Origin of the sequence: Nocardioides panacis, assembly GCF_019039255.1 — a bacterium.
GTDB lineage: Bacteria > Actinomycetota > Actinomycetes > Propionibacteriales > Nocardioidaceae > Nocardioides_B > Nocardioides_B panacis.
The window spans coordinates 370,610-389,656 of the sequence record NZ_CP077062.1 but is presented as its reverse complement, the minus strand read 5'-3'; the positions used below and the strand labels follow the sequence as shown (position 1 = coordinate 389,656).

Annotated in this window: 16 protein-coding genes and 2 pseudogenes; 8 read left to right on the top strand and 10 right to left on the bottom strand. The window is 69.1% G+C overall.

Annotation, left to right across the window (positions count from 1 at the left end; translation table 11 throughout):
- The first annotated feature begins 723 nt into the window (after positions 1-723).
- Positions 724-1,422 (top strand): MBL fold metallo-hydrolase, encoded by a 699-nt coding sequence (locus KRR39_RS02015; protein WP_216940295.1) that lies wholly within the window; start codon positions 724-726, stop codon positions 1,420-1,422.
- 238 nt (positions 1,423-1,660) lie between these two features.
- Here KRR39_RS02015 and KRR39_RS02010 read toward each other — a convergent pair whose 3' ends face one another.
- Complete coding sequence (locus KRR39_RS02010; protein ID WP_216940293.1) at positions 1,661-2,488, bottom strand: MBL fold metallo-hydrolase; 828 nt, start codon at positions 2,486-2,488, stop codon at positions 1,661-1,663.
- A 454-nt stretch (positions 2,489-2,942) separates the two neighbouring features.
- On the opposite strand from KRR39_RS02010, the gene KRR39_RS02005 reads away from it, so the two are divergent.
- From KRR39_RS02005 to lysA, 3 genes are all read left to right on the top strand, one after another.
- Positions 2,943-3,968, top strand: coding sequence for a sensor domain-containing diguanylate cyclase (locus tag KRR39_RS02005; RefSeq protein WP_216940291.1), 1,026 nt, complete (start codon positions 2,943-2,945; stop codon positions 3,966-3,968).
- Positions 3,969-4,993: 1,025 nt separating this feature from the next.
- Complete coding sequence (locus KRR39_RS02000; RefSeq protein ID WP_216940290.1) at positions 4,994-5,188, top strand: hypothetical protein; 195 nt, start codon at positions 4,994-4,996, stop codon at positions 5,186-5,188.
- A 10-nt stretch (positions 5,189-5,198) separates the two neighbouring features.
- Positions 5,199-6,458 (top strand): diaminopimelate decarboxylase, encoded by a 1,260-nt coding sequence (gene lysA / locus KRR39_RS01995; RefSeq protein ID WP_216940288.1) that lies wholly within the window; start codon positions 5,199-5,201, stop codon positions 6,456-6,458.
- Between the two features lie 304 nt (positions 6,459-6,762).
- On the opposite strand, the gene KRR39_RS01990 is transcribed toward lysA, so the two are convergent.
- From KRR39_RS01990 to KRR39_RS01970, 5 genes are all read right to left on the bottom strand, one after another.
- Positions 6,763-7,263, bottom strand: coding sequence for a DUF7144 family membrane protein (locus KRR39_RS01990; protein WP_216940286.1), 501 nt, complete (start codon positions 7,261-7,263; stop codon positions 6,763-6,765).
- A gap of 322 nt (positions 7,264-7,585) precedes the next feature.
- Positions 7,586-8,197, bottom strand: coding sequence for a hypothetical protein (locus KRR39_RS01985; RefSeq protein WP_216940284.1), 612 nt, complete (start codon positions 8,195-8,197; stop codon positions 7,586-7,588).
- Positions 8,198-8,787: 590 nt separating this feature from the next.
- Positions 8,788-10,440 (bottom strand): PP2C family protein-serine/threonine phosphatase, encoded by a 1,653-nt coding sequence (locus KRR39_RS01980; protein ID WP_254185450.1) that lies wholly within the window; start codon positions 10,438-10,440, stop codon positions 8,788-8,790.
- Positions 10,441-10,913: 473 nt separating this feature from the next.
- The gene (locus tag KRR39_RS01975; RefSeq protein WP_216940276.1) at positions 10,914-11,933 is read right to left on the bottom strand and encodes an App1 family protein phosphatidate phosphatase; all 1,020 of its coding nucleotides are present in this window, start codon (positions 11,931-11,933) and stop codon (positions 10,914-10,916) included.
- Positions 11,934-12,449: 516 nt separating this feature from the next.
- Entirely contained in the window at positions 12,450-13,655 is a 1,206-nt protein-coding gene (locus KRR39_RS01970; protein WP_216940273.1) for an MFS transporter, read from the bottom strand.
- A 172-nt stretch (positions 13,656-13,827) separates the two neighbouring features.
- On the opposite strand from KRR39_RS01970, the gene KRR39_RS01965 reads away from it, so the two are divergent.
- The 4 genes and pseudogenes from KRR39_RS01965 (at position 13,828) to KRR39_RS01950 (ending at position 16,373) form a co-directional block, all read left to right on the top strand.
- Positions 13,828-14,124: a hypothetical protein gene (locus KRR39_RS01965; RefSeq protein ID WP_216940272.1), complete on the top strand. Its 297-nt coding sequence runs from the start codon at positions 13,828-13,830 to the stop codon at positions 14,122-14,124.
- A 485-nt stretch (positions 14,125-14,609) separates the two neighbouring features.
- Positions 14,610-15,587, top strand: a complete 978-nt coding sequence (locus tag KRR39_RS01960; protein ID WP_216940269.1) for a general stress protein — start codon at positions 14,610-14,612, stop codon at positions 15,585-15,587.
- A gap of 119 nt (positions 15,588-15,706) precedes the next feature.
- Positions 15,707-15,883: pseudogene (locus KRR39_RS25800) on the top strand (MEDS domain-containing protein); the annotation flags it as partial.
- Entirely contained in the window at positions 15,861-16,373 is a 513-nt protein-coding gene (locus tag KRR39_RS01950) for a LuxR C-terminal-related transcriptional regulator (RefSeq protein ID WP_216940267.1), read from the top strand. The pseudogene KRR39_RS25800 and the gene KRR39_RS01950, both read left to right, overlap by 23 nt.
- 432 nt (positions 16,374-16,805) lie before the next feature.
- Here KRR39_RS01950 and KRR39_RS01945 read toward each other — a convergent pair whose 3' ends face one another.
- The 4 genes and pseudogenes from KRR39_RS01945 to KRR39_RS01935 all read right to left on the bottom strand — a co-directional run bounded on the left by KRR39_RS01945 (position 16,806) and on the right by KRR39_RS01935 (position 18,952).
- Positions 16,806-17,000, bottom strand: coding sequence for an Rv3202a family protein (locus tag KRR39_RS01945; RefSeq protein ID WP_216940265.1), 195 nt, complete (start codon positions 16,998-17,000; stop codon positions 16,806-16,808).
- Positions 17,001-17,370: 370 nt separating this feature from the next.
- Complete coding sequence (locus tag KRR39_RS24140) at positions 17,371-17,637, bottom strand: hypothetical protein (RefSeq protein WP_254185448.1); 267 nt, start codon at positions 17,635-17,637, stop codon at positions 17,371-17,373.
- 148 nt (positions 17,638-17,785) lie between these two features.
- A pseudogene (locus KRR39_RS25795) lies at positions 17,786-18,370 on the bottom strand (MsnO8 family LLM class oxidoreductase); the annotation flags it as partial.
- A gap of 111 nt (positions 18,371-18,481) precedes the next feature.
- Positions 18,482-18,952: an SseB family protein gene (locus KRR39_RS01935; protein ID WP_216940262.1), complete on the bottom strand. Its 471-nt coding sequence runs from the start codon at positions 18,950-18,952 to the stop codon at positions 18,482-18,484.
- Positions 18,953-19,047 lie beyond the last annotated feature (95 nt).

Sequence of the window (19,047 nt, the reverse complement as noted above, 5' to 3'; positions counted from 1 at the left end):
AGGCGTGATCATGCGCTACCTGAGTCGGCATGCGCAGAGCATGCGTGACATGAACGTCGACCACGTCGACCACTGTGCCCCTCCCGCGAGTGCAACGGCCCGCCCGATCGGGGCCACCGCAAGGGCCATTGCCCAACATCTGGCGTTTGATGCCGTGCTCGCCAGCAACACTCCGGGTTCTGGCACGCGCCCGAGGAGACAGCCTGCGGCTCGTCTAGCCCGCCGCACCCCCGGGCGGACGGGTACATGACGCCAGGCGTGCCTTCTGGCTACGAACGGAGCTGTACCACTCGCTCAGAGGACGCGACGGCTCGATTCTTCGTGGATGAGGAGCGCCCTTCGCCGCTGGGAGGTCGGCGAAGGGCGCTCTGTGTGCGCTGCTGCGTGAGCAACACGTCTGCGTTTTACCCTGTAAGGCGAGGCGCAAACGACCCGGGAATGAACCAGCTGACCACCATGGGACGGAGCCGCGGCCGAGAAGCGTGTGCGCGCCTGGGCGGACGTCGAGGACGGTCCGAACGAGAAGTACCGCGATGCGCAGGTCCGGTACGACGGCGACACTCGGCATCGGCTCGCGTCGGCAGGCTGCAGCGATGGGTGCCCGCGGGCATGGCCGCATCACGCCAGGGGTACGCGAGCCCATGGACACGCTCACCTTCGTCGGCACGGCGACTACCCTGATGAGGCTCGGCTCCTTCCACGATCCTGACGGACCCGAACTTCTTGCACCGCGGTCAGTGCGCATATCTTGGCAAGGGCTTGTGGTCGAAGCGGCTCACGGAACCCGCCCTCGAGCCCCGCGAGCTGCCGGCCCTCGATGTCGTCCTCCTCTCTCATCTCCACGGAGACCACTTCGATCGCGTAGCGCGAGCCCAGCTGTCGCGGACACCGCCGGTGCTGACCACCCGCCAGGGTGCTCAACGACTCACCGACTGGGGCTTCGACGCGCACGGCCTCGACACCTGGGCCGGCGAGACCCTGACTCGTGGCGACGAGACCCTTTCCATCGAGGCGATGCCGGCAATCCACGCCCGTGGAGCGATGGCCGCTCTGTTGCCTCCGGTGATCGGCTTCCTCGTGGAGCACCAGATCGGAGGCGCCGTACGCCGGCGCGTCTACGTGAGCGGAGACACCCTCACCGGCGACCACGTGAATGACATCGCACGGCGCCATCACGACATCGACCTCGCCGTCCTGCACCTCGGCGGAACACGGGTTCTCTTCCACACCGTCACGATGGACGGGAAGCAGGGCGTCGACTTCCTCGAGCGGCTTCGCCCTCGAGAAGCCGTCCCGGTTCACTACGACGACTACGGCGTCTTCCGATCGCCACTATCGGACTTCATGGATCGGGTGTCCGCGGCCGGCCTCGGAACAGTCGTCCGGCGAGTTGCGCGGGGAGAGACTCTGCAACTGGGCTGACCCCCAAGAGCTCTCCGCGATCAGCTGGGTCGCCCTCGGCATGAACTGGGCTGCGCCAGAGGTAACGTCCAGAGCATGGGTGACAGGAAGTGCTCGCACCCGAAGACACGTAGGCACGCCCGCGTGTAACCCCAAGAACCTCTCAGCTCGTCGGGTGCGCACAGTCGCTTCGAGCAGCATCCAGTTCGTGCGCCGTGTCGCTCCCACGCGCACGCCGCTGAGGGGCCGCGGGCCGGGGTCAGGCCTCGGGCGGCGGTCCCATCGCGTCCATCCACGCCTCGAGGTCGGCCTGACTGAAGTCGTGCCAGGCGTCGAGGCTCGGCAGCCGACGTGTGGCCGCGAACGCCTTCTCGATGCGGGGGCCGCGGATGACGGGCGTGTGGCAGCCGGCCACCACCGAGATGTCCAGCCTCTGCACACGGTCGACGTAGCGCTGGTACTTCGCGTCGTCGAGCAGCTCGTGCCATGGAGCCACGAGACGGCCCCCGAACAGCTGTCCGTCCTCGAACGCGTCGTCCGGCAGCTCGTCCGACTCGGCCATCGGCTCGGGGACATTGGTCGCGAAGGTGTCCACCGACCAGTACGCGCCGGTGCGGGTGTCGAGGACTCCGCGCGTGGTCGGGTTGTCGAAGACCGGCGGGCGGAGCGCCACGAGCTCGCGGTCCCCGATGTCGACCCGGTCGCCGTCGTTGACGAAGCGAACCCGGTTCAGTGGCGTCTCCCACTCCTCGAACATCCGACCGACGGCGAACCAGCTGGTGAGCAGGGTCGCGTTGGGGCAGGCCTCCATCACCTGCACAAGATTCCCGGAGTGGTCGCGGTCGTCGTGCGACAGGAACACCCAGCGCACATCGAGCGGGTCCACCAGCCCCCAGGCCGCGGCGAGCCAGTCCTCACGGTTGGCCGGAGCGCCCGTGTCGATCAGGGTCGGCTCCGCACCCCGGATGACCATGGAGTTCATCGGGAAGAGCCCGACCGGCGGCGCCGGGAGGTTCCAGGGGATGACGAACGTCTCGTCGGCGATCTGGTACGGCGCCAGGCCGGTGGTGGCGGATGTGGTGGTCATGAGGCCTCCTCGCTAGGCAGGTCCGCGCTCCGCTGCGGCGCCTCAGCCTCCCCCGGCGCCGGCGGCGCCGCCGGCTGCGGTGGTGAGTTTGGGTTCCACGCTACGACGTAACGCCGTTGCACCGGCATCGCCCGAAGCGACCAGCCGAGCATCCGTGACCCGTTCCGTTCTGACTAGGTCAGGTCACCTCACCAGGACCCCTGAAGTCCGCCTCCCGCGAGGTCCGAAAACACCCGCGGGTGCTGGCAAGACCACCGCCATGAAGGCTGCCGGGCCGAGAACCTGCACAAACTCCGCCATACCCGCGCCGCCGGAGCGATGACCACGCCGTGGCTGGCGTGGCCAATCGGTGGCAGCCAAGGGTTCAGATGCGTCCGAAAGAGACCGACTCTTTACTTGAACACGCAGCGCGGCTGCTGCGCTGTGATCCGTACGCGAGTGCAGAGAAGGTGCTGTGCTGACGTCTGCGAAGCAGGTCCTCGCGACGGTGGGCCGCGTGCTCGGGGTGCCCTCCCAGCTCGCCGGCGGTCTCCTCCGCGCCCGCCGTCCGCCCGCCTTCGACGCTAGTGACCTACGCCTGCTGATCGACACCGTCGTCGAAGGCCTGTGGTGCACCGACTTGGAGGGGCGCTGCACCTTCGTCAACTGGGCCGCCAGCGACATGCTCGGATGGCCGACGGACGAACTGATCGGCAGCGCCGTGCACGTCCTGGTGCACCACTCGCACGAGGACGGATCGTCCTATCCGGCCACTGAGTGCGCCATCGGTCGCGCCGCCCTGACCGGCGAAAGCATCCGAGTCGACGACGACGTGCTGTGGCGCCGTGACGGCACCAGCTTCCCCGTCTCCCACGCCGCGTCACCGATCGTCAAGCACGGGGTCGTCGTGGGTTCCGTCGTGACGTTCACCGACATCTCCGAGCGCAAGCAGGCGGAGGAAGAGCTCCGTCGGCACCGCCAGGCCGAGGCGGACCGGCTGCGGGCCCTGACCCTGCGCGACGACCTCACCGGCCTCGGCAACAGGACGCAGCTCAACGGCCGACTCACCCAGGCACTGGCCCGGGCCGGACGGAGGGGTCGCCTGCTGGCGCTGCTCTTCTGCGACCTGGACAAGTTCAAGGCCGTCAACGACCTGCATGGACACCAGGCCGGCGACGAGCTCCTGGTGGAGGTCGGCGCGCGGTTACGGGGCGTCGTGAGGCCGGGCGACACGGTGAGCCGGATCGGCGGCGACGAGTTCGTCGTGCTGTGCGAGGACCTCGCCACCGAGCAGGAGGCGTCGATCATCGCAGAACGAGTGCGAACCGCCTTGGCCGAGCCCTTCGAGCTCTCGGTGGGAAGCGTCCGGATCGGCTGCAGCGTCGGCGTCGCGACGACGAGCGAGGCAGGCGTGGCGGCTCACGACCTTCTCGCGGAGGCGGACCAGCGGATGTACGAGGCAAAGGCTCCTGCGGCGGCACCCGTGCCCGCCCAAGCGTGATCGGTCCGCTGCTCCCCGGCTGCTGGACGAGGTTCCCGCAGGTGGTCATCGACGTGACGGCCGGACCGGGCTGTCGATCACGACCACCGACACCGCCGACACCGCGGACCTGAGCCCGGGCCTGCGCACCTTCGCGTTCTCCGCACACTCGCGCTCCGACACCGAGGGAGCGGTGCGCCGCCGCGCAGCCGGGACCGACCCAGTCAACGTGACCTGGTTGTCCAACGACGGCGGGTCTGGCTCGGGCGGTCCGCTCCCCCACGCAGCTCTTCGACCTGGTCCGCGCCGTCAGGACTCGGCGCGACGTCGAAGGTGTCCCACCGCTGGCCGACGGCCGCGGTCCGTCAGCAGATGCGGTGACGGGTGGCGCCGCTGAGCCAGGAGCAGACTGCAGCAACCATGACGAGAGACCTCTCGTGACTCTGACGCCCCTCTTCTGGGGCCGTCATTGGCTGCAGCGCATGTCACAACGTCCCGGCTTCACGGGACTCGTTCGGCACCAGATGTGCGTTACGCTCGACCTGCTGGCCCGGTCTCCCCCGTCCGGGTCAGCTCTACGTGAAACGCCCCCGTCTGCTTCGGCAGGCGCGTCTCCCCCGACCGACCTTCCCGAGCCCGATCCCATCCCAGGGGGCGCGGATGCGGGCCGGGTAGTAGTCAGATCGAGTCTCGACGGTGCGGGACGCTCGCCGTAAAGTTTCCTGCAGCACCCCCTCGGATGTCGGGCCAAGCGCACCGACATCCGAGGGGGTGCCTCGTTCTACGCTGGTCACGGCTGGCGGCGCGCCCTACCCTCGGCGGCACGCTCCACGCAGATCCGCCGGTCGACGGGATTCCGGCGCCGAGACGACGGCGGCGTCGTCAGGGAAGCCCTCTACGAACAGATCGACCGGACCGTTGCCGGCGGCCGGCACGAGAAGTCTCGGGAGAGGGCATGGAGCCTTCACCGAATCTGCCGAGGTCCGCACGTCTACCCGTGGTGGCCGAACCCACAAACCGTCCGGATGGTGAGGCACAATCCAGTGATGGGATCCTCCGGGACTGAAGAAGCGCGCGGTCACGAGGACGCCACCGCGAGCATGGAAGCCGGCGTCTACGGTCAGTTCCTGGACATCGAGCGCAGTCCGGTCTCGGGCTCGCCGTACTCCTCCGCGTACCCCACTCTGGGCGAGCTTCCGGCCACGGGCGTCGCAGCCTGCCTCTTTCTCGAGCACGAGTGATGGCTCCGTCGTGGCCGGCCTGCTGTCGCTCTTCCCTGCGGGCAGCACGCTCGCCGACGACGGGATGCTCGTCGTCGGAGGATGCCGCGCCGACGACCTGGTCGCAGAGTTCGGCACGCCGGTGCTCGTCGTCGACGAGGAAGCCCTCCGTTCGAGGGCACGCGAGTTCGCCGACAAGCTGACGGTCCGATGGGCGAACTCACGCGTGGTATTCGCGTCGAAGGCGTTCCCCTGCACTGCTGTCCAGCGGGTGATGGTCCAGGAGGGTCTCGGGCTCGACGTGGCCGGTGGCGGCGAGCTCCTCACCGCACTCAAGGCGGGCGTCGAACCGGGACTCGTCGTCCTGCACGGCAACGCCAAGAGCGACGAGGAGATCGCACTCGCCGTCGAGCACGGGATCGGGCTGGTGGTGGTCGACAACTCAGACGACGTCGACCGGCTCGAGGCCACCGTCCCGGACGGTCGGACCCAGGACGTGCTGGTGCGGATCATCCCGGGCGTCACGGCCGACACGCACGCCCACGTGCTCACGGGCCACGACGGATCCAAGTTCGGACTTGTCCCTGCAGCCGCGGAGCCGCTGATCAGGCGCATCGAGCAGAGCGCCCGGCTGCGGATGCAGGGCCTGCACGTGCACGTGGGCTCGCAGATTCTCGAGGTCGAGCCGTTCGCCGAGTCGGTGGCCGCGGTGGCGCGACTCGGCGAGTTCCCGGTCTACGACCTCGGTGGCGGGCTCGGCGCCCGCTACACCTGGGCCGACAAACCGCCGGCCGTCGGCGACTACCTCGACTCGCTGATCGGTGCCGCGCGCGAGCACCTGCCCGCGGAGGCACAGATCATCATCGAACCCGGCCGGAGCATGGTGTGCGAGTCGGCCACCACGATCTACCGCGTCACCACCGTCAAGCACGGCACGATCACGTTCGTCGCCGTCGACGGCGGGATGGGTGACAACCTCGAGGTCGCCCTGTACGGGCAGCGGTTCGAGGCGGGCATCGTGGGTCGTTTCGACGGACCCGACCCGGAGCGGGTCACGGTCGTCGGCCGGCACTGCGAGAGCGGTGATGTCCTCGTGGACGGGGTGGACCTCTCACGGCCCGAGGTGGGCGACCTGCTCGCCGTACCCGCGACCGGGGCCTACTGCTTCACCATGTCGAACAACTACAACGGGAACCGCCGGATCCCGGTGGTCTTCGCCCGCGACGACCACGCCCGCCTCGTCGTCCGCCGGGAGACCTGGGACGACCTCTCGGCCCGCGACGTCGACTGAGTCAGGACACGCAACGCTACTTTCGAACTGCGCACAGGCGACGACCACCAAGCACGCTGGCAGCAGCCACCAGAACAGCCGGAGGGCCAGGGCGCCCGCGAGCAAGACCCACTGGCGCCCGATCGTGGGCCGCGGCCGTCAAGACGAAAAGCCCGGCCGGGAATCTGTCACGAGCTGACTCGACCCGCCCCATGACTTCGCCGCGTTGCCTCTGCGCCCACCCAACAGGTGGATGTGTCCAGGAAGGTCGACCCCGGCCGGGCCCTCGTCCTCTTGGCACCGCCGCGTACTGGGACAGCGGGGGTCAGCCCTGGTTCTGAAGCTCCCGTCCGTGGGCCGCGATGGCGTAGATGAAGATCACGTCGAGCGTGATCATCGTGAGCGCCCAGAACGGGAACGCCGCGATGAACGCGAAGTTCACGATCGCGCTGATCGACGCCACCGTGATGCCGAGGACCCGAGCCCACATGGCACCCCGGAAGAGCCCGAACCCAGCGGCGAGGGCAGCGAGACCGACGATCAGGTGCACCCAGCCCCAGGTGGTGTAGTTGACGTTGACCACCAAGCCGCTGGGTCCGACCAGGTAGTAGCCGTCATCGAACAGCGCAACGAGCCCGGCGATCGCCTGAAAGACGCCAAGCAGGACCATCATCATCGCGGCGAAGGTCACCCAACCGGTCCAGGCGCTGGGCTCAGGCGGCGCCTGGTAGCCGCGCTGTTGCGGCACTCCAGGGGCTCCGGTGGTCTCAGTGGCTCCGGTCGCAGCGGTAGGACCGGTTGCCCTCTGCTGCCGCATGTCACTCATCTCAAGCCTCCTCGAAGAACGCGACACTGCGGTTCTCAGCCTGCGCCCGGACCCGTGGCCCGGCATCATCCTGGACGGGTGAGGAGGCCCGGTCTGGACCGAGACGTCAGAAACGCGGGCCAAGTCCGCTCGCTCAGGCAACCGTTCGTCTGCATGGTTCGGAGGCCAGGTGCGGGGCCGGCCGTCGACCCCGCATGGTCAGTGGTACATGGCCGCTCCCGGCCATCTCACCTGTGAAGGTGTCTACCGGCGTCGTCTGCTGACACGCCGTGCGGTACGCCGGGACGTACGACGAGCGACTCTGCGCGACGATCCCAACATCTCAGGCCTCCGTCTTCGTCTTCTCGGGCATGGTGGTCTCCTGACGTTGCTGCGGCATCCTGGCGGCGCCGGGCGCAACGGCCATCTCCGTCTCGCGGGCGTGCATTTCCCGAGCCTCCTCGGCGGTGAGCAAGCCGATCGCCACCAGGTCGAGCGGGCTGATGAATCCCTCGCCGATGCGGAAGCCACCAGCTCTGGCGATCGCGTCTCGCAGAGGCACGGCCCAATGGTGCTCCAGGAGGACCAGGGCCGCGGCGGAGTCGTTCGGGATCTCCTCCAGGACGTCCCAAGCGTCCTCCTCGGAGAAGAACTCCACCCCTTCGGACGCCGCCTCCGCACCGATTTCCGCGCCCTCCTCGAGGCCCTTCTCGCCTTCGATACCGAGCCCGATCAGAGCCGCGACCTTGCTGCCGAGCTCGACAGCCTCCTCCTGCGTCAGATTGCTCAGATGCTCGACCTCGATCTCCCCTTCGGCGTCCTTGTAGACCGCGAGCGAGTCGATCACCCGGACGGTGTCGCTCTCCCGGAGTCGTTCGAGTTCGGCGATGATCTCACCGTGGAAGTCCGGGTGCGTGAAGCCCAGCACCAGGAGCTGAACTGGTCCGATCGCCATGAGTGAGCTCCTTCCTACGATCCCCACGTCCAAGGGCGCGGGCTGTCTCACTCAAGGTGCCAAGGCACAGAGGCCGATACTTCACCCTGACGGGGTGAAGCCCGAATTTCGACACCGCACGCGCAGCCACCGAGGCTTCTCGCAGGCGCCGCTTTCCCTTCTTGCGCCCGACACCAATCGCTCAGCCCAAGTCTTCGGCAGCGCGACCGGGCCCGCGCGGAACAGCCCCTCTGCCCTGAGCACTGGCAACAGGCTCACGGGTCGCCCCGCGATCGCTCACCGCCGTGCGCACACTTCCGCGTCCGGCTTGATTCGTCACCGGATGCGGCGAGGGGACGGTAGCGGTCATGGAGCAGGATCACTGCTGCCGTGCTGCGATCCCAAGTTGGGCGCGCCACCGAAGGTCATCAGTGAGCGCCTCGGACACTCGAGCGTGGCGTTCACCCAGCAGGTCTACACGCGGGTGATCCCGGGCATGGACCGATCCGTCGCCAAGGTGCGGACGTTCGGCGGAGTGACGAATGGCGCGCAGCGGAAGGTCCGTTCATGCCGAAGCCAGCCCGGGCGGCATCTCGTGAGCGCCGATGATCTCAGTCCTGGGGACTCATGGGCGCTTCGACGTGCACGCCGAGCAGCCGAACGCAGATCAAGACGATGTCGTCCTCGATGTGACTGTGGTCCGTCAGCGCATGGAGGATCGACTCGCACCACTGGTCCGGTTGCTGCTGGAGGGGTAGGTCGCGAGTCGCCGTGACCAGCCGCGCCAGGCCCGTGTCGATGTCCTCGCTCCGGCGCTCCACCAGCCCGTCGGAGTACCACACGAGCGTCGACGCCGGGGGGACGTGGACGACGGCGTCCTCGCGCGCCAGGTCGGTGACGCCCAACGGGGTCGATCGCCCCTCCGACAGGTACTGCGGCTCGCCCTTCGCGGTCACCAGCATCGGCGGTGGGTGGCCCGCGCAGGCGTAACGCAACTCGCCGGTTCGAGGCTGGTACTCCGCGTAGCCCACGGTGGTACACAGCGCGTCGGGAATGGCTGCACAGGCGCTGTCCAGCGCCGCGAGCACGGCGGCTGGTCCATTCCCGGGCGCGGTCGCGGCCAGGCGCAGCACCGTGTGCAGACGCCCCATCGCCACCGCAGCCCGCAGCTCGTGCCCGACGACGTCGCCCACGGCGATGCCGACCCGGCCGCCCGTCAGCGCGAAGACGTCGTACCAGTCACCGCCGGCCGCGTTCGCTGTGTCCGCGGGACGGTAGAGAGCGCCGACGGTGACTCCCGGCAGGAGCCGCGGCAGCTCGGGCAGCATGGCCCGTTGCAGCTGCAGCGCCGCCTCGTGCTCCCGCTCGTAGAGGCCGGCGGCGCGTTCGCGCTCCAGGATCGTCACCGCCAGCAGCCACCCCGCCAGGATCGTGACCGCGAGGAACAGCTGCAGGCTGGCAGCCTCCCCCCGCGGTGACCCGATCAGGTAACCCCAGGGACCACGCCCCAGCGCGGTGACCAGGTTCGCGGTCAGCGAGAACACCAGGCCTGCGGCGGCCAGGTCGGGTACGCCGTACCGCAGGGCGATCCACAAGAGCGCAGGGGCCGGGATGTAGAACAGCGGCAGGTTGCTCGGCAGGAACCCAAGCGCGGTGACCGCCGCGGTGAGCGCCAGCACCCCGCCGAGCCGGAGCCACTCCGCGGAGCCTCGCCGCACCGCTGCGCCGGTCAGGATGGCGCCACCGACGGTCAGGGCGCCGAGAGCGTCGCCGGCCCAGAACAGCGGGAACGCACCAGCCCAGCGCAGGTGCGCGGCGAAGGCGATGGTGGTCGCCCCGACCAGGGCGCCGACGAACGGTCCGGCGACCACGGCGTACGCCAGGAAGACGCCCAGGTCGCGGCGACGGCTCAGGTCGACCGGGGACGGTAGTGCCCGGCAGACGAGCAGCGCGGACACCAGCGGCTCCACCGTGTTCGCGGTGGCGAACCCGAGCGCGGCCGGGAGCTGGTAGCCCTGCACGATGTCGATCGTCATCTCGGTGGCGAACACCGTGGCGAGCACCCACGGCCAGTCCCGTCGTGCGCTGAGGATCAGCGCTGCGAGACTCACCCCGGCCGGCGGAAAGAGCACCGCGATGGCCAAGGGTGCGTGGAGCACCCAAAAGGCGAACAGCGACCCGGCTGCGTAGGCGGTCGCGACCGTGAGGACCAACCTCCACGGAACCCATCGCGACCACGCGCTCCGGCTCGGATCCGCACTCATGCGAGACCCGACATCGCCCGGCTCAGTGCGGTCGACCTCGCTCCGGGCTCGGGCTGCAGCACCCGTTGGGGTCCCGCGTGAACGGCGAAGCTGAGGAGGATGTGGCTCAGACTCCATCACCGAACTCATGATGCGCCCGCCCGTCCACGGGATGACTGTCCAGGTCCAGACGATGAACGCGCCCGCACCGCCTGCAGCTGCGCTCAGCCACGGCTCCGTGGCCCTCGACAGGACCCCAGTCATGTCGGAAGACCGCACAGACGACCGCTTTGACGGTTCTCACAATCCAAGCGTCGGCCACGCGTTGTCGACGGCGCAATAGTCAATCCAAGCAACGGTGGGGTGCAGCCAAAGGACGGACCATGGTGACAGGGGCAATTGCCGACTCCCGGATCTGCCGCAGTCTGCGCGTTCGCGACGCGATTCTTTCCGCCGCGGGGACCCCAGTCCGACGGGGTGAGGGCGCAGCCCGGTCAGAGGAGGCCGACCGCGACCGCGTGCCGGCGTACGGCGTCGGTGTCGGCCGCGAGCACGAAGGGCACGTCCTCGGTCCAGGTGCCCGAGACCTCCTCCACCCGACCGTCGCCCGGGTCGAGCCGAACCTCGCGAATGTATATCGCGAGGATGCGTCCCGGGTTCGCCCGAGCGACGGTGGCGTAGATCTCGGGATCCTTCTCCCCCGAGTCGCCGATGAGCACGAACCGCAGCCGCGGATGAAGGTCGAGGACCTCCTGGATACGAACCGGCTTCTGCTCGCGACCGGAGGCGGTTCCGAACAGGTCGCAAAGCAGCACCGGTCCCATCGGAAACGCGCGATGCCGGATGAACGCCACCAGGAAGCTGTGCAGGTTCCACGGGCTGGACGAGACGTAGAAGACCGGGTTGGCGCCGGCCGCCAAGTCGCCGTACAGCTCCGCCGCGCCCGGGAAGGGCGTCCGGGTAAGCGCGGAGCCGGTCAACGTTCGCCGGATCATCTGCCCGACCCGCTGGACACCGGTCTCCAGGATGGTGTCGTCGACGTCCGAGATGATCCCGAACGTCGCGTCGTGACCGGGGACCAGGACCTCGAACGGCGTGCTCTTCGGCTCGGTGACGCCGCGGTACTCGTCGGCGAGCTCGACAGTCCCGCTGGTCCACGGGGCGGTGAGCTGACCAGGCGCTGGCTCCAGGCACACCCGGAAGTAGCCGTCGGCGTCGGTGACGGTCTCGACGGTCGTGCCCGCGACGGTGACCCGCAGGGGCACACCCGGCAGGTCGTCGGTCAGGAACCGCTGCACGGTACGGCGCACCGCGGCGCCGACGCCCTCACCCTGCACGGCTTCGGTGGGGATCGGGTCATCGAGGACCCGTCCGCGCACCACCACCCCTTGGTCACTTCCGTGGCCGATGTACGGCTCGATGCGCAGGTCGACAGGCATTCGGCTGCCAGCCCGCCGCAGCCGCGCCCCGTCCCAGGTCTGCTCCAGCCGATGGGCCCAGCGACTCGCACTCATGGGCACACTCTAGGGAGCCCGGACGGCTCGAGCCGTGCCTGGCGACGCGCGTCCGCCGCCATCAAGACCCGAAGCAGTTCCGGCTCGATCTGAACGTCCTGAGCCGGGCGCTCGCTTCTTCACACTCACGTCGGCGTCCCGCTGTCGTCACGGATGGCGAGGAGTGGCAATCTCACCTCAGCCCCCGAGGTGATGCGGTTGCTCACCGATGCATCGAGCACTGACGAAGCGCTCATCGACATCGCGGGACTGCTCGATGTTGACCCGACGGAGGTGATGGTCGGGCTAGCCCGTTTCGACCTCCTCACTCTGACGCGTCCGGTGACGGTACGGCGCGAAGGCGCGAGACAGTCGAGATCCAGTCAGATCTCTCGGCGCCCACCAGCACCCCGCAACCCCTAAGCCTCTCCGCAGGTCGACGGCCCGCTTGGGCAGATCACCCGGTGACGTCGCGTGCGTGTTCGAGTCCCACCCATTCTCCGAACGCGTGCCGCGGGTGGATCGCTTCTTGCGGGATCAAGCGGGCAGAGGCTCCTCCCCGACTGGGTCCGGGCGGACCAGGGTGCGGGTTCCTTTGGCCAGCAGTGGCGCCAGGCTCGCCAGTAGGAGCACTCCTGCGCATCCGGCCAGGACCCGGTCCATGCCGAACCAGTGGGCCAGCGGACCGGCGAGCGCGTTCCCCACCGGCATGCCCAGGAACGAGGTCAGCGTGTCCCAGCTGGCCACCCGCGCCAGGACGTGGTGCGGCACGTGGTCCTGGATCGCGGTCTCCCAGCAGACATCGAAGAAGATCAGTCCGGCGTAGCCCACGACGGCGCCAGCCAGAACGGCACTGAGCGTGCCGGGCACGACATACGCAAGCACCCAAAGCGTCATCAGGGGCAGGGCCGCCCACCCCGCAAGCAGCATCCGGCGAGGCTTCACCCGCAGCGCCACGGCGGCTCCCAGGACGCCTCCGAGACCTTCGGCGGCAGCGATGACGCCCACCGAGCTGGCGCCTCCGAGCTGCTGGACGGCCACGACCTGCGCCAGCACCAGCACCACACCGTTGGCCACGTGGTAGACGGTGGCGGCCAGAACCCCGGAGAGCAGCCAGTCCCGCCTTCGGATCTCGGCCCAGCCATCGCCCATCTCTTGGAACATCCCAGCGCCCCGGACCCTTTCCACGCGAGCCCTGATCAGCGCAACGGTGGCGACCGACGCCACGAAGCTGGCGGCGTTCACGGCGAAGCCCGCAGCGGCACCGAACCCCGCGACGACCAGCCCCCCGGCGACTGGCCCGAGGACCGAGCAGATCGTCTGCAGCATGCTCAGGCTGGCATTCGCGGACTGCCGACCGGCGACAGGGATCAGCATCGGCTTGAGTGCGGTCATGGCGGGCTGGAAGAACGACCCAGCCAAGGACGTGAGCGCCGCGAGCAGGCAGAGCAGGGGCACCGAGTAGTGGCCTGTCCCGAACATGATCGCCATTGCGCTGACGGTCGCAGCACGCACGAGGTCGGAGCCGATCAAGATCTGCTGCGGCTGGACCCGGTCAGCCCAGACGCCTCCGAACAGCGAGCCGACAAGCCGCGCAAGGATGCTGGACGCCATCACCAGCCCGAGCGCGCCCGGACCTCCGCCATGCAGAACGACCGCTACCGCGAGCGCGACCGTCTGGAAGCCGTTGCCCAACCACGACAGCACCTGCCCGGCCAGGAGCAAACGGAAGTCTTTCGTCATACCGGGAACGCTACTGAGGGCTGCCAGCTCCGGCGGTTCCTGCCGGCGAGCGGGCCAAGCAAGCCCTGGCTACAGTCCTGCGCCGCGGTTTCGCCGGGGTCGTCAACAAGCAGCACTGCCCACCACGCGACCGGTCATGCCGATGAGCGGAATCTCATGCGAGGCTCCGACCGTGAATGATGTCGACTTCCGGGAGCCGTGGTCCCGCCTTGATGCCGAGCACGGGCAGAGCTTCGAGAACGAGGCGCACGTGGAAGTAGCACCAGCCCACGAGTTGCACGGTCTGGCTCTTCGCGCCCTCGCACAGTGCCAAGGCTGCGACAACGTGGTGTTCCGCGCATCTGACGACACCTTCGCGATCGTTCACCTCACTTGGTCGCGGAAGCCTGAAGCTCCACCGTGGCCGCTCACGACACGTCTCGGGGGCTTCATCGCTGTAGAAGCGGCGATGGACCAACACCAGCACTGAGGACCCAACCGCCCGACGAAGTCGCACTCTGGTGCCAACGACCGGCCGACCCAACTCGGTCCGGGCACTGAGCGGAGAAAGTCTTCAGACACCGGTCACGACGGTGACGGCGGTCTTCCCGAACGCACTGACGTGCCTATGGGGGACGCACGACGAGCGCGCTGCGAGTGGTCTGCGACTGCTTTCGTCCGCTGAGGGGCTACGCACTCAAGGAGTCCAACCCGAGCCCCGATGCCCTGCCGGCGTGTCGGGGCTCCTGCTCGTCACGGATCGGAACCAACTCCGCGCTCGTACCTCCCGTCCAGGCGACACAGAACATTCGTTCGATCCGGCTCGGCAGGAGAACCACTCCGGCGCTCCGGCGCCGGCCCGATTGCACTCGATCGCGGGATGCGGTGGGCACCGGTCCGTCGCAGGCTGAGGCTCGATGACATCGGGACCGACGCGCACGGCCGGCGGTCTGACCACGCCTTGGAGGGACGGACATGACTGAGCACACGACACGGGGCGCGACGACCCCGTCGGTACCGCCCCAGAGCCGCACGAACCAGAGCGACGACGCGATGACCCGCGGCACCGCGACCCACACCCTCGGCACGGACGCGCCCGGCACCGACGCGCGGCCCATCGGTGTCGACGACCGGGCCGTGATCGCCGTCTTCCCCGACATGGACTCCGCGGAGCGCGCCGTCCGGAAGCTGGCCGAGACCGGGTTCCCGGTCGAGAAGATCTCCATCGTCGGCACCGGCATCGAGAGCGAGACCCGGATCAACGGGTTCGTCACCGTCGGCGACGTCGCCGGACCGAGCGCGGCAACGGGCGCCTGGGTGGGCGGCCTGCTCGGCGTCCTCAGCGGTGTGGCCTTCCTGGCCGTTCCCGGCTTCGGGCCGCTGGTCGTCCTGGGTCCGTTGGCAGCGGGCGCGGTGGGGGCTGCGGAAGGCGCTCTGCTCGGAGGAACCGTCGGTGCCGTGCTCGGGCACTTCGTGACCAAGAGGCATCTCCCGAAGTACGAGGAGCTCGTCCGCACCGGCAACTTCCTGCTCGTCGCGCACGGCACCGAGGAGGAGGTGTCGCTGGCACAGAGGATCCTCACCGGCGAGGGCAGCACCGACGTCCAGCGCCATGACGAGCACCGTGGGTCCATCGACAGGATCGGGCCGATCGAGCAGGTTGTCGAAGGCATGCGGGTCGTCGACGCGGACGGTGAGGAGGTCGGCAAGGTGGAGTTCGTCAAGCTGGGCGACCCCGGAGCCGTCACCATCGCCGGCGAGGACCCGAGCATGATGCCGCTTGTGCCCAGACCGTTCGCCGAGCGGCTGCTCCGCGTCGGCTACATCCAGATCGACCGCAAGGGCATCTTCGCCCGGGACGCGTACGCCGCTGTCACCGAGATCGAGAGCGTGGAGGGGGACACCGTCCACCTCAACGTCCCGAAGGGCATGCTGCTGCCCAAGGGCGGCTGAGCGCTCTCCCGTGGACGGGCGGGGCGAAGGACCGACCGGAACTGAGGCCCACCGGCTGGACGTGGTCGACGGCGCCAACGTGATCTCGAACGCGTGCACGTGGGCGTCGTGCTGACGGCCGGTACTCGCAACGATCGGCACAGCTCGACGTCGAACGGGCATCGGACGCCTACCTCCGCTCAGGAGTGTTCAGAGTCGAAGACATGTTGAGCTTCCTCTCCGAGAGCGCGGACGCGGCGATCGGAGACGACTTCGACCTTCTCCGGGCCGCCGGTGAGATGTCGTGGGTGCTGCCCGGGCCCCCCGGGCGGGGAGGCCCTGTTCCTGTACGAGTCGGCCCTCAACCTCGCCGTCGAGCAGATGCCCGCCATCCTCATGTGCCTCTACGACCTGCAGAAATTCGGGGCGGACATGCTCGTCGAGGTGCTCCGCACTCACCCCACGGTTCTGCTGGACCGCACGGTGATCGACAACCCCCTGTACCTGCACCCGATGGCGTACCCGCCCGCCGCTAGTGTCACTGCCGTAGCCCGGTATCCCATGGTCAAGGAAGGTACGGACGGCGACGACGGAACGGACCAGGGGTGGGCGTCGCTCACCGGCGCCGAGCTGCGCGTCGTCTCCTGCGTAGCTGAGGGGATGACCAATCGCAGTGTCGCCGAGGAGCTCCACCTCTCCCGCCACACCGTGGACGCCCATCTCAAGCACGTCTACCTCAAGCTCGACATCCACTCGCGAGTCGAGCTGACCGTGCTGGCCATGCAGCACCGCGTCCACGTGAGCTAGCCCATCTCGCGCATGCAGCGGCCCCAGGCAGTGACACCATGGTCGTTCCCGTGGAGCCGAGAACCCCTGAAATTCGCTGACCCAGGACTGGTCATCGAAGTGAATGCGGTACGGCGTGCCGGGCGGCGCGGGGACCGGCGGATGCGAGTGCGCAGGTCGAACGTCCTCAAGTAGCCACGATCCGCGCGGTCCCTCCGACGAGTTCGCCCGTGCTGTCGCGGACTTGCACCGTCAGTTAGCGGGCTGGGGCAACTCCCGATGTCGCTGCCTGGTTGAACTCGTCGAGGTGGTCCGAGAGTTGCTGGTCCAAGGCACGATTGGTTGCCGGCTCGCTCACCCGCGGCGGGCTGGCGCGGGCCGACCAGCACCAGCCGCCCAGGCAGATGTCGGCCAAGGGCCGCCGTGGGCAAAAGGGCCCTTGCCGGGCGAGGTTCAGTCCTCGTCCGTCCCACCTTCGATGCCAGGCACCTCCATCCGCTGTTCTGCGACGTCTGCCTCGTTGGCCTCCAATGGAGGCTCGTCCGGCTCGACACCCAGCTCTTCGTCGTCCGTGGGAGGCTCCACGTCCTCTTGCTGCTCAGCGACGTCGGCCGGGTCGGCCTCTGGCAATCCCGGGTCGGTAGTCATGCTCTCTGTCGTACCCCGGCCACCCGGCCTAGGCAACCCTCCGCATTCCGCCGGCAGGTGACGAGGCGGCCGGTCGTCGGTGTCGTCGCGTCGTGGACCAGCCATGCTGCGTACCGGCGCCCACGACTTGGGGCACGCTCGTGGAGGAGACCATCAGCAGGCCGGCTCCAGTACCTGCTTCGCGAAGGCCGTCGCCGAGCTCGCGGAGATCGCCGGAGGAATCCCCCGTCCGCTGCGTGAGCGAACATGGATCTCGGCGGTCGCACGGTTCCCCCCCACCAGCCCCCTTCACCAGTCGACGCCGTTGTAGGCCCTCACGTCCCGCGGTCCTGCGGCAGCGACCACGTCCGCGTCCGCGTCCGCGTCCGCGTCATACGCTGTCGGAGCCCATTGCCTCGGCGGTCAACGTGACCGAACGCAGCCGGCCCTCCTGGGTGGGCGCCTGGTGGGCGGTGATCAACTCGTCTGCGTCGGCCTTGATGCGGAATGCCTCGAGGTAGTCGGCGACCTCGCGCGCGGTTCCGACGGCGGCATAGGTGAGCATCTGGTCGATGTGCTGACCGGCTCCCCGCCGCAGCAGGAGGTCGGCTTCCTCGTCGGTGAAGTTCTGGCCGCGCCCGTACAGGCCGAGGGCCATCGTCCGTCGCACAGATTCCAGATGCTCCTGCGCCTGGGGCACTGTGTCGGCCGCGATGACGTTGACCCCGGCGATGACGTACGGCGCGGCCCAGCTGCTCGGAGGGCTTGAACTCGCCGCGGTAGGTGGCGACGGCGGCCTCCAGGGCCGGCGGCGCGAAGTGGCTGGCGAAGGCGTAGGGCAGACCCAGCGCCGCGGCGAGCTGAGCGCCGAAGAGAGATGAGCCGAGGATGTAGAGGGGGACCTGCGAGCCCTTGCCGGGAACCGCGTCGACGCCGGTCACCCGGGACTCACCTGCCAGGTAGGCCTGCAGCTCCAGGACGTCCTGCGGAAACGTGTCTGCCGACTGGGGCTCGCGGCGCAGCGCGTACATCGTGTTCTGGTCCGAGCCGGGTGCCCGGCCCAGCCCCAGGTCGATCCGGCCCGGGTACATCGCCTCGAGCGTGCCGAACTGCTCGGCGATGACCAGCGGCGAGTGGTTGGGCAGCATGACCCCTCCAGCGCCGAGCCGGATGGACGACGTCTGCGCGCCGATGTGCGCGATCAGCACACTGGTCGCGGACGAGGCGATGTGCTGCATGTTGTGGTGCTCGGCGTACCAGACCCGGAGGAAGCCGTGCTCCTCCGCGCGCTGGGCGAGGGCAACGCTGGCCGCGATGCTGCTGCTGGCGGTTCCCCCCGCGCGCGATAGGGGCAAGGTCGAGGACGGACAGCGGGACGCGCATGGCAGCACCCTCCAGTTGGTGTCAGCGGCTGGGCCGGACGCATCCGGCGGGTACCCGGGTCGCGGCGAGCGCCGGCAGTCGCCGTGCTCGCGACTCGCCGACCGGGTGCCGTCGCCCGGCTAGCCCGACGGGGCGCCTTCCGCGCCCGCCCGTCGCGCCTCGCCCTGCTCGGCCGCGGCCTCCGCCTCGCCCGGCAAGTGCACGAAGCCCGGCAGTGCCCGGACCACCTCGGGCGGAAGGGTCAGACCCTCCGGGGTAGCGGGGTTGACGGCGAGCCACAGGTTCTCGCCCGGCCAGGTCGCTGCCAGCTGCGCGATGGGCAGCTGGAGGGCGGTCGCGGGGTCTGCCCCCGCCGCCCGAAGCGCCTCCTCAGACGTGAACACGGGGACGTACTGCGTGCCGTCCTGCTCGATCACCGGCAGCGCGATCGCGCCCTCGGGCGGCTCCTCACCCTCGGGCATCGCCTCCTGCGGCAGGAGAGCCATGCTGTTCGCGAGGTCATGGAGCAAGACCTGGGCATCGACGCCGCCCGGGCCTTGGCCGCTCCCGGCCTGGCGGGAAGCCTGGGCGTCCGGGCCCGAAGTGCTCATGATCGTTCCTCCCACGAGAGATCCACCGACGTACCACGCTAGATCGGCGGGAACGCCGGGACATCCCGTGTTCCGGGGGGGTCGTGTCCTTCGGC

What these genes read in the sequence shown, in the direction of transcription:
- KRR39_RS02010 (WP_216940293.1), bottom strand. Translation starts at nt 2,488, where the DNA reads ATGACCACCACATCCGCCACCACCGGCCTGGCGCCGTACCAGATCGCC.
- KRR39_RS02000 (WP_216940290.1), top strand. Translation starts at nt 4,994, where the DNA reads ATGGGATCCTCCGGGACTGAAGAAGCGCGCGGTCACGAGGACGCCACC.
- KRR39_RS01990 (WP_216940286.1), bottom strand. Translation starts at nt 7,263, where the DNA reads ATGAGTGACATGCGGCAGCAGAGGGCAACCGGTCCTACCGCTGCGACC.
- KRR39_RS01985 (WP_216940284.1), bottom strand. Translation starts at nt 8,197, where the DNA reads ATGGCGATCGGACCAGTTCAGCTCCTGGTGCTGGGCTTCACGCACCCG.
- KRR39_RS01980 (WP_254185450.1), bottom strand. Translation starts at nt 10,440, where the DNA reads ATGAGTGCGGATCCGAGCCGGAGCGCGTGGTCGCGATGGGTTCCGTGG.
- KRR39_RS01975 (WP_216940276.1), bottom strand. Translation starts at nt 11,933, where the DNA reads ATGAGTGCGAGTCGCTGGGCCCATCGGCTGGAGCAGACCTGGGACGGG.
- KRR39_RS01970 (WP_216940273.1), bottom strand. Translation starts at nt 13,655, where the DNA reads ATGACGAAAGACTTCCGTTTGCTCCTGGCCGGGCAGGTGCTGTCGTGG.
- KRR39_RS01960 (WP_216940269.1), top strand. Translation starts at nt 14,610, where the DNA reads ATGACTGAGCACACGACACGGGGCGCGACGACCCCGTCGGTACCGCCC.
- KRR39_RS01945 (WP_216940265.1), bottom strand. Translation starts at nt 17,000, where the DNA reads ATGACTACCGACCCGGGATTGCCAGAGGCCGACCCGGCCGACGTCGCT.
- KRR39_RS24140 (WP_254185448.1), bottom strand. Translation starts at nt 17,637, where the DNA reads ATGGCCCTCGGCCTGTACGGGCGCGGCCAGAACTTCACCGACGAGGAA.
- KRR39_RS01935 (WP_216940262.1), bottom strand. Translation starts at nt 18,952, where the DNA reads ATGAGCACTTCGGGCCCGGACGCCCAGGCTTCCCGCCAGGCCGGGAGC.